Genomic DNA, 17,818 nt, shown 5'->3' with positions numbered 1-17,818 from the left:
TTATTTGGCTTTATATTCGCGTTGCTCTACGGCATTCCAGTCTATCTGGTCTGTACGCTGGGCCAGTGGGGCGTGTGGTATCACGCTACCATCCTTCACCAGTATGATACAGGGTATCTTACCGGCTTCTATGGTCTGGTAGCCACCCTCGTATACCTTGCCTGTCTGGTAGTCTATCCATTTGCCTTTGGGCAGATAAACGCTACGGCTGTTACCGCTTTCCAACAGTGGGGCAACCAGCATCTTCGAGCCGAACATGTATTCATCCTCTACATACCAGGCGCCTGGATCGTTGGGGAACTCTACCAGCAGCGCACGTACCATCGGCAATCCTAACTTCGAACACTCCTTGGCCTGTTCCCATACGTATGGCATCAGCTTGTATTTCATCTCAGCACACTCGCGGAAGGCATCGGTAAACGACTCTGAGATGAGCCAGGGCTCTGTGGGAGGGGCACCGTGGGCACGGGTATGGCTACTCAGGAAACCGAATGGCAGCCAACGGCGGTAGATATCCTCGGGCGATGCAGTAACGAATCCGCCCATATCGTGACTCCAGAACGAGAAACCGCTCAGACCGAAGCTCAGTCCGCCTCTCAGATCGCCCAGCATGCCGGTGTTGGTGGTAGCGGCATCGCCGCCCCAGTGCAGGGCATAACGCTGACTGCCTGCCCATGCCGAGCGTGCCCAGATGATGCCTTCGCCCGGATGATTGCGCTCCACAACCTCCCACAGAGCCTTGTTATAGCGCAGTGGATACAGGTTGTGCTCGTACAGTCCGCCCTTGCCGCTATGGTAGAATCCGTTGTATGGCGCAGCCTCACCGAAATCGCATTTGATGGTCGATACGCCTTGTTTCAGCAGTCCTTCTATCTTCTGCTGATACCAGCCTACGGTCTCAGGATTCGAGAAGTCGAGGATGGCATCCTCAACAGGCATGCCGCCGGTAGCGTTCCTCACGTGCATCCCCTTGTCAATGATCTCGTTGAAGAACCGGTTCTTCGGGGTGAAGTAGGGGAGCTGCCATAGGCAGGTGTGGAAACCGTCCATAGCCAATTGCTTCAGCATCTTTACGGGGTTCTCAAAGCGGTCCTTGGCAAACTGGTAGTCGCACTGCCAGTCAACACCGAACCAGCCGGTATCAAAGTGGATCACATCGGCAGGAATCCGATGGGCTCTCAGCTGTCGGGCTATCTCCAGTCCCTCCTTCTGCGAGAAGTAGGTGATACGGCTCATCCAGGTGCCGAAGCTCCACAGCGGTGGCAGCGGCGACTTGCCGGTAATTTCGGTATATTCATACAGGATATCCTTGGGCTCGCCGAAGAATACGAAGAAGTCCATCTGCTCGTCGGCCATGAACAGGCGGTCGGCTCCGATATACGAGGCGCCGAAGTCGCAGGTCACCGGGGCCGAGGTATGCATGAAGATACCATAGCCACGATTCGAGAAGAAGAACGGCACGGGCTTGTATTGGCCGTCGGTCTCAGGTCCCTGTGGATCGGTCACACTCAGATGCACCTTCTGTCCCACCTTGTTCAGCGAGGTAAACGACTCGCCGCAACCATAGATACGCTCGCCTGGTGCCAGTGTCAGCACGGGGTTGATGCTGCGGCTGTTGTCACTGCCGCGCTTGATAAATGAGAAAGGCTGCAGCTTTACCTGCGAGGAGTCGTTGTCGATAATGTGTCGTGTCTGTGTCAGCACCTTGCCGTTGGCATCTTTGATCACCAGTCGCCAGGGATACTTCCTGATCTCTATGCTGCCATAGTCGGAGCGGTAGGTGATGGCATCGGCCGATGTGGTGGTCTTCCACATGGCTCCCTTGGCCTTGCTCTTGAATCCGTCGCAGAACATCACGTCGCTCTGGTCGGCGTCCTTGGGTTCTACGGGCGTGGTCAACATGCGGATGCGCGCTGTTCTTGGGCTGATGAACTCAATCTTGAGTTTCAGGTTAGGATCATTGTCGTATGCTGCATCGGGGAAATCCAACTGCTGCATACGTACCGGCCAGTAGCCGTTCAGGTTGAATGCCTGTCGGGGCGACATCCGGTAGCGCTTCCATTGCACCTGACCTTCACCCTTGGCAGCATCAAAACTGACCAGCGAGTCGGCAAAGAAGTAAGTGTTCGACAGGTCGTAGAAGTCTGTCGACATGTCTTTTTGCATACATTGCAGGTACTGTACACCTGCATTTGTTTGAATCTGTGCTGTGGCGTGGTCTATCCCGCAGACGGCACACACCAGGAATAGTAATCGTTTCATGCGTAATATTTATGGATAGTCTTGTTGCAAAGTTAAACATAAAATCCAAATTAGCGTTCTAATTCTTGCAAAAATATCTGATTAATAGCAATTTAGTGTTCAACTCCGACAAAAAATGCAAATAGGGTTTCGCGTTTTTTTCGTAACTTTGTCGCCGAAAACCTAACATCAAGTCCAAAGTATATGAATAAGTTGAGAACAATCTGTGTGATGGCATGTCTCATGGCTGTGTCTGTTTTGAATGCCCAGAGTGTCAGAGAGTCGGTCCTTCTTGCCGATGGTTGGAAGTTTGCATTTGGTCATGCCGCCGATCCTGCTAAGGATTTCGGCTGTGGTACCGAGTATTTCAACTATCTGACGAAAGCCAACTCCCTCCATAACGAGGGCCCGTATAGCACGAAGTTCAACGATGCTGAGTGGCAGGAGGTCAACATCCCCCACGACTGGGTCGCCACGCTGCCCTATGCGCCCAAGGCCAGCCACTCGCATGGCTATAAGACCGTAGGTCATCAGTATCCGGAAACCAGTGTGGGTTGGTACCGCAAGACCATCAGCATCCCTAAGACCGATGAGGGCAAGCGCCTGATGCTGCGTTTTGATGGCATCTTCCGCAACGCGCGTGTGTGGTTCAATGGCTTCTATATGGGCACCGAGCCCAGCGGTTATGCCACGCAGGTGTACGACATCACACCTTATATCAAATACGGTGAGGATAATCTGATCTGTGTGCGTGCCGACGCCTCGCTCGAAGAGGGTTGGTTCTACGAGGGTGCCGGCATCTATCGCGACGTGTGGCTGGATAAGTCGGCCCAGGTCAGCGTGGCTCCCTTCGGCACGTTTGTCTATGCCGAACTGCAGCAACCCTACAGCGAGGCTGTTGTACATGTAAAGACTGAGGTGACCAACAGCAGCCTGAAAACCCAGCTATATGAGGTTGAGCAGCGGATATTGGATGCCGAGGGCAGAGAGGTGGCACACGTCAGCGGATTCACGTATCCTTTACTCGCTAAAGAGACACGGACATGCGACCATCGGATAAAGCTATCCAATCCGCATCTCTGGAGTACTACCGACCCCTATCTGTATAAGGTGCAGACAACGGTGAAGGTGGACGACAAGGTAACCGACGTATATGAGACTACAACAGGTTTTCGCGATATCCGGTTTGATGCGCAGCGTGGCTTCCTGCTCAACGGTGAGCCGCTGAAGCTGAAGGGTGTCAACATGCATCAGGACCATGCGGGTGTGGGATCTGCCATCCCCGACGCCCTGCAGGCATGGCGCATCAAGCAGCTGAAAGCCTTCGGCTGCAATGCCTACCGTGCCTCGCATAACCCCATGACGCCCGCTGTGCTCGACATCTGCGACCGCGAGGGTATCCTCGTGATCGATGAGAACCGCCTGATGGGTATCAACGAGGAGCATCTGCGCCTGTTGGAGCGTATGATACGCCGCGACCGTAACCACCCCAGCATCATCCTCTGGAGCGATGGCAACGAGGAGTGGGGACTTGAGAATACCGTCCAGGGCACCCGTGTGGCCGAGGCCATGCGTGAGTACACCCGTCTCTACGACCCTACACGCCCCAGCACGGTGGCTAATGCCGGTGGCGTAGAGCTGATCAAAGGGCTCGACGTGGTAGGCTTCAACTATATCGTGCAGAACGATGTGGATAACCGTAAGCAGGCCAACCCCGACTGGAAGATTGTGGGTACTGAGGAGACCAGTGGCTGCGGCACGCGCGGCTGGTATTTCGATACCGAGGCGAAAGAGCAGAAGGGACACATGGTGAGCCTGAACCGCACCATGGAACAGAACTACGAGAATATCATTGAGCGCGGCTGGAAGTTCTATGCCGAGCGCCCGTGGGCGGCAGGCCTGTTTTACTGGACGGGCTTCGACTATCGTGGCGAGCCTAATCCGCTCAGCTATCCTGCCCACGATTCCGAGTTCGGCATCCTCGACTACTGCGGCTTCCCCAAGGACGAGGCTTACTACCTGCGGGCATGGTGGACCGATCAGCCTGTGCTCCACGTCTTCCCCCACTGGAACCTGCAGGGCCATGAGGGCGAGGAGATTGAACTCTGGGCCTATAGCAACTGCGACGAGGTGGAGCTCGTGGTCAATGGCCGTAAACTGGGCCGACAGACCATGCCTGAGAACGGTCATCTGAAGTGGAAGGCTGTCTATCAGCCAGGCAAGGTGGTGGCCGTCGGCTACAAGAACGGCAAGCGCATCCTCACGCAGACCCTCGCTACCACCAAGCCCGCTGCCCGACTGGTAGCAACTGCCGACCGTGTGAATCTGGCTGCCGACAACCGCGATGTGGCTGTTGTCACCATCGAGGTGCGCGATGCCAAGAACCGCTTGGTGCCCGATGCCTGTCCCATGCTCACGCTTACCTTGCAGGGCGAGGGCCGCATCATAGGCGTAGGCAATGGCGATCCTGCTTATCTGGGTGCCGACCACCCCACGGAGCGCGACTGCCGCACCTTCCAGATACCGGCTTTCAATGGTCTGGCGCAGGTGCTCATCCAGAGCACCTATACGGCAGGTACCCTGCAGCTGTCCTGCTTGGCCGAGGGGCTGACGAACAAACCGTTGATAATCACAACGAAATAAAAGAAAAAGTGGCAAGTCACTGGGCTTGCCACTTTTCTTTTCCGTTTATTTGATGTTGTATAGATAGGCTAACAGTGCCATCTTGCCACGCATGGTCTCACGGGGTGTGAACTCGCCGTTCACCCAGAAGTAACGCTGGTTGAAGTACGACTCCTGTCGGGGCCATCCGCCCTCATTCCAGTCGGGATAGCAGTACTTCAGGATCACACGGGCATCGCCGCCGTTAAAGCCTGGCGACCATGTCTCGGTGCCGTTGAACGGGGTCTGACCGGGATGTGTGCCAGGATCGCCGTCGTTACGTCCGGTCGAATAGATATCAGTGAGATGGCGCTCGCCCAGTCCGGTCATCTCTACGATGTTACCTGGGTTGCGACCTAATGCCCAGCCGGCTTCGGTAAACAGGATGTGCTCCAGCTGCTTGCGCTTGGCCTTATCGGCTATGTAGTGTGCCAGCATCACTAACTGCACGTTCTGCGAGGTCTGCCAGCGACTGTCGTTAGCAGCGCGGCGGCTGGGGCGGTTGGCCACATGACCGTAGTTGTAAGCCTCGGCCTGCGCCATAGTACAGATCTTCAGATTCTGGTAGAGCTCACCATAATGACGGGGCTGTGGACAGGTGAGATAGGCGGCTGCAGCCCAGTACTGACAGAAGGGCACCTGCTTTTTGCTCTCCTCGTGCATCACGCCTACGCCGAAGAATCCGTGGCGGCCCTTGCTGAACAGCTGCGATTGACTGTCCTTGATCATGCTCTCCTCGGCAAATATCTTCTCCCACTGCTCATCGCCGGTCACATTGTAGAGGAAGGCGGCTGCCATCTGACGGAAGTCGCGACCGCGCATCTGCATCGAGCCTACATCCTGCAGCTCGTCCAGTTGCTGGTCCTCCTGTCGCGAAGCAAAGCGGAAGGCCTTGATGGCCTCGTCGGTATAGTACTGGCGCAGACTGTCGTTGCGGTTCAGGCGGAACGCCTCGGCCAGGATGGCGCAGTTGGCGGCATTGGCCCAGGCTGCCATCGTGGTACAGCCGGCCTGGAACATCACGCTCCAGTCGGCACAAGGGTTGGTCACGCCCTGCGAGTAAGCCTCGCCGTCGCGGATTGAGAGGAAGAAGTCCACCTCGTTGCGGGCCTCGTCTATCAGGTCGGGTATGCCGTTGCCGCTCTCGCGGATGCCTAACTGGTCGTCGTTCAGCTTACCGCCCGAGAGGATATAGGGCAGCAGCATGTCGTAGATGTTGCTGACGTGTGCCAGATGGCGGTCCCAGTCGAAGGCATCAGAGTGTCCGCCCTTCACGTCGATATTCACGGGGTTGCCCGGCAGACGGTGCTGCCAGAATATCGACTCCTTCAGCTGCTTGAAGTGCGGCTCGTCCCACACGTCGGTGTGCAGCTCGCGCCAGCCTTTGCTCCAGGGGTGGAAGTCGGTCTTATATACGGTGAAGCCCTTCGGGTCGGTCTCGGGGATGAACTGTGGCTGACGGGGAGCGGGGAACACCTTCTTGGTGTCGATAGGCTCGCCCAAGCGCATGTAGTAATAGCCGCGAACCGAGTAGCGGTAGGGCTCGTAGTAGATGTCGTTCTTCACCTCGAAGTCCATGCTGCAGCCCACATCCTCAACTACCAGACGGTAGCAGCCGGGCTTGCTGGCGCTGAAGTCGATGTTCCACACGTCGGTGCCGATGAGGCTCTTGCCGCCGGCTTCGTTGGCCGATGCCGAGGCAGGCTGCCAGAACTTCACGGTGCCCACCTTCTGTTTCTTCTTGGTGCTTACGTTGTACAGCCATACGCCCTTGCCCTCAAGTGCCTTGTAGTCGCGCTGTCCGCCATCGCCTAACCACTGATACAGGTCGGCGGCGTGCTTGCTCTCTGATGGCGAGTAGCCGATGATGTTCACATGGACCGCTTCCGACATGCTGTTCCAGATGTCGAAACGGATGGTGGCCTCGTGGGTCTCGGTGCCGATACCGGTAGGGATGGCCACCTTGTAGGTGCAGCCCTGCTTCATCGACTTGGGCAGCTGGATAAACAGCCAGTGGTCGAGCTCGGCTTTCAGGGTGTTGTCGAAGTTCATGGGTTTCGACTTGCGCCATACGGCCAGCGGCTGTGCCTTGCCGAAGGTCTTGTCGTCGGTCGAACTGATCAGCCATAGTCCCGCTTTCTGCGCTTCGGCAGCCTTCAGTTTCTCGCCGAATACGAGCAGTGTGTCGTCGCCCTCGGCAAACGAGTGGCCTAAGTAGGCGCTCTGACCTGTACCGCTGTCGCGGTAGTGCACCTCGCCGTCGCGGAAGTGCAGCATCAGATAGTCCTTGTCAATCACTTTGATGCCCATGAACTTGGTGGCATTCATTGGGGTTGCTGTCATCAGCAACATGCCTGTGAGCAGGGTTGAAAATAGTTTTTTCATCGTTTTTAGTTTGATATTTATTGGAGTTTAGTCTAATATTCGTTCCAGTTCGTCCAGTTCAGCTTCGGTAGTGGCCCAGCTGGTCACGAAGCGGCAGATGGTGTGGTGCTTGTCGGCCTGCCCGAAGTGGGTGAAGCGCATCTTCTGGCCGAGCTTCTCTACCTGCTCGTTGTCGATGATCACAAACTGCTGGTTGGTGGGCGAGTCGACATAGAACTCGAAGCCCTTGCGGATGAATATCTGCTTCATGCGCATGGCCATCTTGATGGCGTGCTCCGAGAGCTTGAAGTACAGGTCGTCGGTAAACAGCGCATCGAACTGCAGACCGTTGAGCGCCCCCTTGGCAATCACGGCGCCGTGCTGCTTCTGGATAGAGAAGAAGTGCTTGTGGGCGTTCTGATGGGTGAACACCACCGCCTCGCCGCACAGGGCGCCTATCTTTGTGCCGCCGATATAGAATACATCGCAGTGGCGCGCCAGGTAGGGCAGACTGATATCGTTGCCCTCGGCCATTAGTCCGTAGCCCAGACGGGCACCGTCGATATACAGTGGTATCTCGTAGTGCTGGCACACCTGATAGATGTCGTCGAGCTCTCTGGCGGTGTAGAGTGTGCCTAACTCCGTGGGGAAGGTGATATACACCAGTCCAGGGTGTACGGCGTGGTCCTTGTTGCCGTCGTGCATATAGTCGTCGAGATACTTGTCGAGTGTCTTGGCCTCCATCTTACCGTTGTTATCGGCAATGGTGATGATCTTATGCTCTGTAAACTCCACGGCGCCAGCCTCGTGCACGTTGATATGGCCGCTGCCCACACAGATCACGCCCTCGTACTGATACAGCATCGAGTCGATGGTGGTGGCGTTGGTCTGGGTGCCGCCTGTCAGGAAGAATATCTGGGCGTCGGGCAGTCCGCAAGCCACGCGGATACGCTCTTTGGCGCGCTCGCTGAACTCGTCGAAACCGTAAGGTGTGGGTTTGGCGTCGTTGTATCTGATGAGGTTCTCCAGCACTTTTGGATGTGCCCCGTTGTTATAATCACATTCGAATGAAATCATATGCTTATTAGTTATTTGTCATTTTGGATGCAAATTTACATAAAGTTTTGCGATTTATTTGCAAACTTCACACGAAATGTGTATATTTGCACGAAAATTAATCAATATTGTATAAGTATGATCCTTCTAACAATAACAAATTGAACTATGAACAGAAAACTATTCCTCTTTGGTCTGCTGGCCTTTGCGATGACCATGCAGGCACAGACCGCTAAGAAGTTTACGTTGAACCTGACTGCCGACGGTAAGGCGCAGATGGTGTGTTTCCTGCCCGAGGCACCTTCAGGCCGTGCTATCGTGGGTGTGCCCGGTGGTGGCTACTCCATGCTGTCGAATACCCACGAGGGTACATTAGCTGCCGACTGGATGAACCGCCAGGGCATTGCCTATTTCGTGGTGAACTACCGCCTGCCCAATGGCGACCGCTCTATCCCCATCAGCGATGTAGAGCAGGGCTTCCGCACCGTGCGCGATTCGGCCCGGGTGTGGGGCATCAATCCTAACGATGTGGGTATCATGGGCTTCTCGGCTGGCGGCCATCTCTCGTCGGTCATCTCTACCATGTCGCCTTTCGAGGTGCGTCCTAACTTCTCGATTCTTTTCTACCCCGTCATCTCGATGGATGAGCGCATCTCCCACAAGTGGTCGTGCATCAACTTCCTGGGCGAGGAGGGCCATAAGGACCCCAAACTGGTAGGCCAGTACTCCATCCAGAATGCCGTGCGCAGCCACCTCACACCGCCAGCCTGCATCATCAGTGCTAACGACGACCGTCTGGTGCCTGTTGTCACCAACGGCGTGCAGTACTATTCGGCCATGCGTCGTGCCGGCAACGAGTGCTCCTTGTTCATCTACCCCTCGGGCGATCATGGCTTCGGCTTCGGCCCTTGGTTCAAATACCACGACCAGCTGCTGCAGGACTTAGGCAACTGGCTCAAGTCAATCCCCGCGCCCAAGCAGGATGCCGTGCGCGTGGCTTGTATCGGCAACAGCATCACCGATGGCTTCGGCATCGATATGCGCACCAAGTACGGCTATCCCGCACAGCTGCAGGGCATGCTGGGCGATGGCTACTGGGTGAAGAACTTCGGCGTCAGCTCGCGCACCATGCTCAACAAGGGCGACTTCCCTTATATGAACGAGCTGGCGTGGCGCGATGCTCTGGCTTTCAAGCCCGATGTAGTGGTCATCAAGTTAGGCACCAACGATTCGAAGCCCGAGAACTGGCAGTATGGTGCCGGGTTCAAGGCCGATCTGCAGCAGATGATTCTCACCCTGCGCCCCGATCTGGCTCAGCCCGCCAAGAAGAAGGGCAAGAAGGCCAAGGCCGCTGCCCAGCCTGCCGGACCGAAGATTCTGCTCTGCACACCCATCCCAGCCTTCAAGCCTACATGGAAGATCAACGATCAGGTGATTACCAACGAGATCATTCCCATCCTGCAGGAGGTGGCACGCCAGTACGGACTACAGGTCATCGACCTCCACACGCTGATGCTCAACGATGGCGATAAGATGGTTGCTGACGGTATCCACCCCAACCAGGAGGGCGCCAAGAAAATGGCCGAGATTATTTCCAAGGCCATCAAGTAATAAAACCTGGTTGCGGGGTGTTGAAACACACTGCAAAGATACTATATGAAACAAGCGAAAACAAGTTTTTTAGCCGGAATTTTGCGCTGGATGATAAGAAAGAAACCTCTGGGGTTTCTCGATTCTGGCAAAATCTCGAATAATCGTCAATAATTGATCTTTTAATTGTAACTTTGCCAGCCATTTGCAGACAATGGTGTCTGAAAGTAGAAAAACGTTTTCAACATGAAAGCTACTAATATCAAGGCCATTCTTCAGAAGAAGAATATGACCGACAGTGATTTAGCAAGGCTGTTAAATGTAACTCGACAGTATGTTAACGCCATCAGCTGTGGACGCGGCAATCCGAGCGTAAATGTGATGGAACGCTTTGCTGCGGCGCTCGATGTGCCATTGAGTGCGCTATTTGATGGTTATCCGTTAGACAAGCTGAAAGTTTAGCAAGCAAATGCCTCGTATCACCACCATGCGAGGCATTATCAAACGTAAAAAACTTGTATATTTGTTTGGAAGATTGGAAAAAAGTGCGTATATTTGCAGCAAGAATTAAAACCTAAAACAATTTTGATGATGAAAACAATGCGACCTTATTATCTGACACTCGCCCTGATGATGACTGCGGGGATCAGTCTTACATCATGTTTTGAGGACGACAATCCGGTGACGCCCGACATGGCGAACTTTGTACAAACCAGCAAGGATGCAGAGCCTACTACCGACCAGATGAGCGTGTACGTGACTGCCGATGTGCCCACAGCTGTGATTGGCACATTCGAGGAGGGAACGACAGGGGCTGCACTCGTAAAGCGCCTGCCCAAGACCACTGCCAGCATTGATGCCGACACCCGCATGGTGATATTGGCAGGCTCTATGTTCGACAACCTTGCACAAGCGTTAGACCCCGAGGTGATGAAGGCTGCGGTCCGCCTCACCATGAACGGTGGCTACATCTGCATTGCCAATCCCACTACCGAGCAGGCCGGCATGTTTGCGCTGACCTATTTGTTAGCACTGGCCACACAGGAAGAGGAATTCATGCAACAACTGTTTGACCTGACTAACGAACAGGCAGGTGATGCCGCACGCACTTCGCTACGCGTGGGGCGTGCGAAGACACGTATGGCCACCATGCAGCATGTGGCCAGAACCAGAGCTGCCAGCGAGCTGAGCGATGCCTTTGCCGAGCTGATTATCATGGGCCCCAACGATTACTTCATGCAGGAACCGTTTGAGGAGGAGTTTACCTCGTACGTCAGTGAGAGCGATGGCGATGGTAACACCACTCAGCCCCAGGCCGTGACGAGTCATGTTGAGCGCACAGCCGCCATCAGCGGCACGCTGGCCGACGCAGCTGCACAGTGGCTGAACGACACAGAACAGGAGCAAGAGGCTGCTGCCCGCCGCCCCATCACCCGCGCCGGCGGCAGTGTGAACATCAACGAGCTGATGGATGCCAGCGAGACATTCACCTACAACGGCGATATCTTTTTCCTGGATTGGGACAACTACTCGTATAGGCGCTACAACCGTATCAATATGAAAATCAGTTCGTGGGGCGTGCACAATATGGATACCAACAAGGACTACTACTACCTGAAACAGAACGTCACCCTCAGCATGGGCGATCGCTATGGATCAAAGATATTCTACCCCACACAAGGAGATAACTATTGGTACTCGGCTACCAACTTCGGCGAATATAACCGCTGGTATGGCGCATTCCTCTCGAAGTACGACACCTCGATGGATCTCACTGGTAGCGGTAGCATACACCTGGAGGCAGCAGCCCCCAACACCGACAATAACTCGTCGACCACCACCGTCACCACAGGCTCGTCGTACGCTCAGACGGAGACTGTAGGCATCACATGGGGGTTCAGTGGCGGAGCCAATGCTTCGGGACCTATGGGCAGCTTCAGCGTTGGAGGCAGCTACTCGGTGGGTACCACCACTGGCTCATCGTTCTCGGTGGGCATGGCGCAAACCAACAAGGAGTTGGGCGTGAAGAAGAATACGGCAGGTACAAAGGTATCGTGGACCTATACGGGCGCACTGCCGCAGTATTACGAGAATGTTGGCAGCACCATTTACTACTGTCACCGGTCGCCTGCTGCCATTCTGGTGAACGATGCCGATGTGAGTCAGGAGATATGCTGGTCGGTGGATAATCCATCAGGACAGTACACCGTCAACATCACATCAGCGCCTCAAACAGCTTCGTTGTTGTATGTATATAAGAAACAAGACGGCTATAAGAATGCCCCACACAAATATGTTTACGACAATGATGGCGGTGCCACCTACACCCATGAGTTGCTGGAGCCTAACCGCGCCATGCAGTCGTGGCGCATGTATGTCACCATCGATGAGTGGGTGGCTTCGCCTGTTGTGGGGGCGCAGGGCGAGTTGGAGTCGAACATCCGCAACGCCTTCCCCGACCTCTATGCCAGCAACTTCAAGATAGCCGACAAGACGGCTACCAGTCTGAATACCATCGGCTATATCGTCAAGGCATCGAAGGATATCATGGATAATAACGTGGACATCCTGCAGAGCTACGCCAGGTCGTGGGGCATCAGGAAGTTCACTATCCACTGGCGCTGCGACGACCGCAACGTGACAACCCGCGAGGGTTTCACCGTGATAGCCGACTGATTTATTTTGGCTAACTACAATCCGCTAACCACGAAACGCGCGCCTTGGCTGTAGGTGGTGTCGATGGTCAGGGTGTAGCCCATAGAGACGGCCAGACTGCGTGCCAGTGGCAATCCTACGCCCAGGCTATGCTCATCGGGCGACAGGCGTACGAAAGGTACGAAGATACGCTCTACATTCTCGACAGAGATAGGCATGCCCTCGTTGCTTACAGCTATCGAATAGGTGCCATTGGCCTCGGCGTGGCAACTCAGGGTCAGCGAATTGCCAACGGCATACTTCACCACATTGTCGAGCAGGCAGTTCATCAGCTCCTGCAGGAGGGTGTTGGTGCGGATGGTCACCTCGTCGGCTACATCCGTCATGAACTCGATGGTCTTCGGCTTGGTGCGGAAGTGCAGGTCGTAGCTGTTCAGGATGGTGCGTACCATCTCGTTCAGCCCAATCTCATAGTTCTTGGCAACGGGCATGTTATCGCCATAGAGGCTGAACAGCAGCAGCTTGCGGGTAGAGGTGGCCACCAGATAGGCATTGCGGCCCACTTCCTCGCGCATTTTCATATACTCGTCGTGTGGTATCTGCCCATCAGCGTCGATGATGACCTCGGCCGAACCGATCAGTGTTACCAATGGTGAGCGGAGGGCATCCTGGCAGATGCGTTTCTCTTCTTCGGTAATGCCGGAGTCGCCCAAGGCAAACGAGTCGAGCACGGGATCCATCAGCGATTCGATGCTGTGGGCTGCGGCTACAATGTCGTTGTAGCGCTTGCTACGCTCCTCGGGCTTCAGCCTGAACTCAGGATCGTTGAAGATACGGGCGTAGTTCAGCAGCACGTTGATAGGCGACTGGAGCTTGTTCTGGATGGCGGTGACGAAGGCGCGGCGGATGGCCTGACCGGCCTCGGTGCTACGGCGTGCCTCCTGCAGCTGCAGGAACTGCTCCTTCAGTTTCAGGTTCTTGAAGTAGCGGTATATCAGTACTGCTATCAGCAGGGCGATGATGACGGCTGCCATCAATCCCAGGCTCATCAGCTGTTTGCGGCGCAGTTCGGCCTTCTCCTGTTCGGCCGTCAGCAGGTCGATGTCGTGGGTCACTTCCATCAGGTATTCCTCCAGCACCTCACGGTTGTCGTTCTGTTCCAGACTGTCTTTCAGTTCGGCTGCATGGAAGGCCCGTTGCCAGTCGCCCATCTTCTCATAGATGTCGAGTCGCAGCTCGTTGGCTATCTGTGGCACACTGACAGAGTCGCACCATGCCAGTGCCTGCTTGTAGTCGTTGAGCATCAGGTAGTGGCATACCATTACCTGCTGCAGGTTGGCGGCGTTAAAGCCAGCGGGGTTATTATGACGGATGCTGTCGTAGCGTGCGAAGTAGCGGTTGAACGCCGGTCGGTCGCCCAGTCGGCTGGCAATGATACACCGGTAGCCCAGTACACCACTGTCGTAGATGGGGTTTTCAAGCATCTGTTTCGGCAGACTGTCGAGACAGGCCATCGCCTCGACGGGGCGCTTGAAGCTGAGCACCTGCGACAGCGACAGGTAGCAGTTGAATACGGATACGGGCTCCTTTTCGGCATCAACACCTTTCAGGGCGCGACGGAAGTAGGTCTCGCCCATCTCTGGCTGGTTCCGGCCGCTGAAGAAGAAACCCAGGCACATGTTGGATATGTAGAGGTATTTTTCCTGATGGCGTTGGCGCACATCGTCGGTGAGACGGTGAATCTGGGTGAAGGCGCGGTGGAAGTGCTTGTTGTTCACATCGTAGATCACACGGGTCATCCATACACGGTAGTACTTATCCCACGCCTGGTGGCGCATCTGGTAGTCGAGCATGGTCTGGTGGGCATCGTAGAAAGCAGAGTCGTCACCGCTGACTTGTGCCGCCTGTAGGCGCTGCGCCAACTCCTGTTCTATCTCGTTTGCGTAAATACTTCCCTTGCCTGTGATGGTTAGGGTAATGATTAAAAGTAATAGGTATAGATACTGTTTCATGTTGTGATTAGGTAATTGATGGCGCAAAGATACGAAAAAAATCGGAGATGCCGTACGGATTGCTCCTTTTTTTTACAATCAATTCTAAGATGTTATTAAAAGTCAATGCCTCCCGTCGTCACAACGGGAGGCACTGCTTGAATTCTTTGGTTGTTTGCTTTGTTGCTTACAGGGCTTCGAGCATACGTTTGATGACTACCGAGCACGAGATCTCGCGGTTGGCAGCCTCGGGGATGACCAGACTGTTGGGGCTCTCGATGACGTCGTCGGTCACAATCAGGTTGCGGCGAACGGGCAGACAGTGCATGAACTTACCGTTGTTGGTCCATGACATGTGCTCGGTATCGACAGTCCACGAGCGGTCGGTGCAGGTAATCTTACCGTAGTCGGCAGGATTGGTGACACCGGGGTTACTCCAGTTCTTGGCGTAGATGAAGTCGGCACCCTCGAAGGCTTTCTTCTGGTCGTACTCCACACGGGCGTTACCTACGAACTTTGGATCGAGTTCGTAGCCCTCGGGGTGGGTGATGACCAGATCGACATCGGGCGCGGCGTCCATCCACTGGGCAAACGAGTTGGGCACAGCCTGAGGCAATGCGCGGCAGTGAGGGGCCCAGGTGAGCACTACCTTGGGGCGCTCAACCACCTTGTGCTCCTCGATGGTGATGAGGTCGGCAAAGGCCTGCAGGGGGTGAACGGTGGCTGTCTCCATGGCGAAGACGGGGCGGCCAGAGTACTTGATGAACTGCTGCAGCACGGTCTCGGCATAGTCGTACTCACGGTCGGAGAGTCCGGCAAACGAGCGCACGCCGATCAGGTCGCAGTAGCAACCCATCACGGGGATAGCCTCGAGCAGGTGCTCGCTCTTGTCGCCATCCATAATCACGCCACGCTCGGTTTCCAGCTTCCAGGCACCGGCATTCACATCGAGCACGATGACATTCATGCCCAGGTTCATGGCGGCCTTCTGGGTGCTGAGGCGCGTGCGGAGCGAGTTATTGAAGAAGATCATCATGAGGGTCTTGTTCTTACCCAGATGCTGATACTTGTAACGGTCGTTCTTAATCTCAAATGCTTCGGCCATCGCCTTATCCAATGGACCGAGGTCTTCAACGTTGATAAAACTTTTCATATGCTTATATTTTATGTATTAACTTTTGTTCTGATGCACATAATGGTGAGGTCATCGCTGGCCTCAGCACCATGACGGTGATGTTCTACCTCTGCTTCCAGCACTTCCACCACCTGACGGGCATTCTCGAAATCGGTATGCCGCAGGATGTCGAGCATGCGCTCATCGCCCAACTGCTCCTGATGGTCGTTCTCAGCCTCGTTCAGACCATCGGTATAGATGAGGAGCGGACGCCCCTTGATGGATGCAATCTCTTCGCCAACATAGTCCAGTCCGGGCCAGAGACCGATGGGGGCGTTGGCCTCCATCTCGAGGAAGGAGCCTTTCTGTTCGTCACCACCAATCACTGGTGGGTTATGGCCCGCATTGCAGAAGTAGAGATGACCGGTTGAGAGGTTCATCTCACCAATGAACATGGTAACAAACATGCTGTTGTCGTTCTTCTCTGTCAGCTCGTCATTCATGCGGGTGGCAATGGCGGCTGGTTTCTGGTGTTGCTTGGCCAGCGTATGGAACAAGTGTGAAGCCTTCGCCATGAACAGCGAGGCGGGCACGCCCTTACCCGAGACATCGCCCACACAGAAATACAGGTTGTCGTCTTCAATCAGGAAGTCGTAGAGGTCGCCACCTACTGCACGGGCAGGAATCATAGAGGCATAGAGGTCCAATCCTTCGTATTCCGGAAACTCATGGGGCACCATCGACATCTGGATGTCACGGGCGATACGTAGCTCGCTCTCGATGCGCTCCTTGGCGGTGGTCGTCTCCTCCAATTGGTTATAGGCTGTTTGCAACTCATTGTTGACGGCTCGCAGTTTTTTCAGTTGTCGCTGACGGTAGTACGCATAGAAGGTCATAAAACCCATGATCAATGTGGCCAGTACTGCTCCCGTATAGATCCTGAGTTGACGGGCGTGCTCCTTGCTCTGTTGCGCCTCTAACTTCGACTGGTATTCACTCAGTCTCAGTTGCTGTGCATGACGGTCCAGACTGTCGTTTTTCAACAACACAGCTGCATGTTGCAGTTCTATGTTACGATTCTTCAATGTCAGGTCTAATGCTTCTTTCTCCAGACGCTCTTGCTCCAGTTCGCTGGCCTGATGTTCCAGACGTAGGGCCTGATTGTGCAACTTCAGTGCATTGGCTTCGTTCTCTGTCCGGATAATGTCCATCTGCAGGGCATGCTCTGCCGCCTGTTTGCGTATGTCGGACGTGTTGATAGAGTCGCTGATCTTTTTATACTCCTTGTAGTATTTTAGGGCATCTTCCCATTTGCCCTGCCACTCATATGCATAAGAGATGAGCTGGGCTCTCTCTAAGGGATGTTTGGCCTTCTTGGCCAGTTCGAGCATAGTCTCGTAGTCGCCATTGACACGTGCATGATATATTTCTATATCGTTGGTAAAGGTGGAGCGATAATTGTATTTCTCCGACAGCCGTTTCCATTCCGTATAGGCTTTGTTCAACTCCGTCTTTTGAACGTTACCCTCATAATACATCGCAGCGATGCATCGATAGCTCCATGCATCCACAATCGAAGGCCCCGTCAGGTTGGGCTCTTTCAGGGTCTTGTCGGTCATCTCGAGTATCTTCTTCTGGTTTCTGCGGTTGTGGTAAATCTTAGCCAGACCTAAATAAGCTGGTGCGGCATTGATTTGAGGCAGATAGGCTTGCTTGTATTTACAGGCTTTCAGATAATACTCCTCTGCTTTGATCTCCATTCTCAGTGCACTGGCCTGATTGGCATTGGCTAATGATGAATAGTAGAACCCCAGCTTGCTGTCATGCTGCTGACTATAGTCGTTCATGGCCTTGGCTATCTCCATACCTTTCTCTCTGCTCACTTTTGTAAAAGCAAAGGAGGCCTGGTTGGCCCAGGTTCGGTAGAACAGACCTTCATCTTTCGTTTTCAGACAAGCCTCTTTCAATTGGTCGGTGACGGTCATGAACGGTTCAATCTCGTGCGTGGAGTACAAACGGTACATCTCTTTCGTCAGCCGGTCAACGTCGGCTTGAAAACCTTGAGCTGCCACTGTCAGTGGCAGTAGCAATAGGCATATCAGGTGTGTAGTAATGTTTCTTTTCATAGCGTTCCCTCCTTATCTGT

At 54.5% G+C, this 17,818-nt stretch carries 10 protein-coding genes; 4 read left to right on the top strand and 6 right to left on the bottom strand.

All coding sequences use genetic code 11. The features are described 5' to 3' along the window. Nucleotides 1-2,262, bottom strand: a complete 2,262-nt coding sequence (locus T491_RS16450) for a TIM-barrel domain-containing protein (protein WP_155950123.1) — start codon at nt 2,260-2,262, stop codon at nt 1-3. A 183-nt stretch (nt 2,263-2,445) separates the two neighbouring features. Here T491_RS16450 and galA point away from each other — a divergent pair, with 183 nt between their 5' ends. Next, nucleotides 2,446-4,884 carry a beta-galactosidase GalA gene (galA, locus tag T491_RS0111715; RefSeq protein WP_051523140.1) on the top strand — a complete coding sequence of 813 codons (2,439 nt, stop codon included), beginning with the start codon at nt 2,446-2,448 and terminating at the stop codon, nt 4,882-4,884. A 45-nt stretch (nt 4,885-4,929) separates the two neighbouring features. Here the strand turns inward: galA and T491_RS0111710 are convergent, their stop codons facing one another. Both T491_RS0111710 and T491_RS0111705 read right to left on the bottom strand, forming a co-directional pair. Next, on the bottom strand, nt 4,930-7,287 hold the full coding sequence (locus T491_RS0111710) for a glycoside hydrolase family 9 protein (protein WP_028904057.1): 2,358 nt from the start codon (nt 7,285-7,287) through the stop codon (nt 4,930-4,932). 27 nt (nt 7,288-7,314) lie between these two features. Next, nucleotides 7,315-8,343, bottom strand: coding sequence for a low specificity L-threonine aldolase (locus T491_RS0111705; RefSeq protein WP_028904056.1), 1,029 nt, complete (start codon nt 8,341-8,343; stop codon nt 7,315-7,317). A gap of 147 nt (nt 8,344-8,490) precedes the next feature. On the opposite strand from T491_RS0111705, the gene axeA1 reads away from it, so the two are divergent. The 3 genes from axeA1 (at nt 8,491) to T491_RS0111690 (ending at nt 12,588) form a co-directional block, all read left to right on the top strand. After that, entirely contained in the window at nt 8,491-9,933 is a 1,443-nt protein-coding gene (gene axeA1, locus T491_RS0111700) for an acetylxylan esterase AxeA1 (protein WP_028904055.1), read from the top strand. Between the two features lie 225 nt (nt 9,934-10,158). Beyond that, a complete protein-coding gene (locus T491_RS16445) occupies nt 10,159-10,374 on the top strand; it encodes a helix-turn-helix domain-containing protein (protein WP_036916047.1) in 216 nt (71 codons plus the stop codon). A 126-nt stretch (nt 10,375-10,500) separates the two neighbouring features. Continuing rightward, complete coding sequence (locus tag T491_RS0111690) at nt 10,501-12,588, top strand: hypothetical protein (RefSeq protein ID WP_028904054.1); 2,088 nt, start codon at nt 10,501-10,503, stop codon at nt 12,586-12,588. Between the two features lie 14 nt (nt 12,589-12,602). Here T491_RS0111690 and T491_RS0111685 read toward each other — a convergent pair whose 3' ends face one another. From T491_RS0111685 to T491_RS17465, 3 genes are all read right to left on the bottom strand, one after another. Further along, the gene (locus T491_RS0111685; protein ID WP_028904053.1) at nt 12,603-14,579 is read right to left on the bottom strand and encodes a HAMP domain-containing sensor histidine kinase; all 1,977 of its coding nucleotides are present in this window, start codon (nt 14,577-14,579) and stop codon (nt 12,603-12,605) included. Nucleotides 14,580-14,745: 166 nt separating this feature from the next. Continuing rightward, the gene (locus T491_RS0111680) at nt 14,746-15,711 is read right to left on the bottom strand and encodes an acetylornithine carbamoyltransferase (RefSeq protein ID WP_028904052.1); all 966 of its coding nucleotides are present in this window, start codon (nt 15,709-15,711) and stop codon (nt 14,746-14,748) included. An 11-nt stretch (nt 15,712-15,722) separates the two neighbouring features. Next, on the bottom strand, nt 15,723-17,798 hold the full coding sequence (locus T491_RS17465; protein WP_231480245.1) for a PP2C family protein-serine/threonine phosphatase: 2,076 nt from the start codon (nt 17,796-17,798) through the stop codon (nt 15,723-15,725). Nucleotides 17,799-17,818: the final 20 nt, after the last annotated feature.

It is taken from the genome of Prevotella sp. P6B4 (assembly GCF_000619985.1).
In the GTDB taxonomy this organism is placed as follows: Bacteria; Bacteroidota; Bacteroidia; order Bacteroidales; family Bacteroidaceae; genus Prevotella.
Note: the sequence above shows the minus strand (reverse complement) of the source record. Positions and strands in the feature narration are given on the sequence as shown.

What these genes read in the sequence shown, in the direction of transcription:
- axeA1 (WP_028904055.1), top strand. Translation starts at nt 8,491, where the DNA reads ATGAACAGAAAACTATTCCTCTTTGGTCTGCTGGCCTTTGCGATGACC.
- T491_RS17465 (WP_231480245.1), bottom strand. Translation starts at nt 17,798, where the DNA reads ATGAAAAGAAACATTACTACACACCTGATATGCCTATTGCTACTGCCA.
- T491_RS16445 (WP_036916047.1), top strand. Translation starts at nt 10,159, where the DNA reads ATGAAAGCTACTAATATCAAGGCCATTCTTCAGAAGAAGAATATGACC.
- T491_RS0111710 (WP_028904057.1), bottom strand. Translation starts at nt 7,287, where the DNA reads ATGAAAAAACTATTTTCAACCCTGCTCACAGGCATGTTGCTGATGACA.
- T491_RS16450 (WP_155950123.1), bottom strand. Translation starts at nt 2,262, where the DNA reads ATGAAACGATTACTATTCCTGGTGTGTGCCGTCTGCGGGATAGACCAC.
- T491_RS0111680 (WP_028904052.1), bottom strand. Translation starts at nt 15,711, where the DNA reads ATGAAAAGTTTTATCAACGTTGAAGACCTCGGTCCATTGGATAAGGCG.
- T491_RS0111690 (WP_028904054.1), top strand. Translation starts at nt 10,501, where the DNA reads ATGATGAAAACAATGCGACCTTATTATCTGACACTCGCCCTGATGATG.
- T491_RS0111685 (WP_028904053.1), bottom strand. Translation starts at nt 14,579, where the DNA reads ATGAAACAGTATCTATACCTATTACTTTTAATCATTACCCTAACCATC.
- T491_RS0111705 (WP_028904056.1), bottom strand. Translation starts at nt 8,343, where the DNA reads ATGATTTCATTCGAATGTGATTATAACAACGGGGCACATCCAAAAGTG.
- galA (WP_051523140.1), top strand. Translation starts at nt 2,446, where the DNA reads ATGAATAAGTTGAGAACAATCTGTGTGATGGCATGTCTCATGGCTGTG.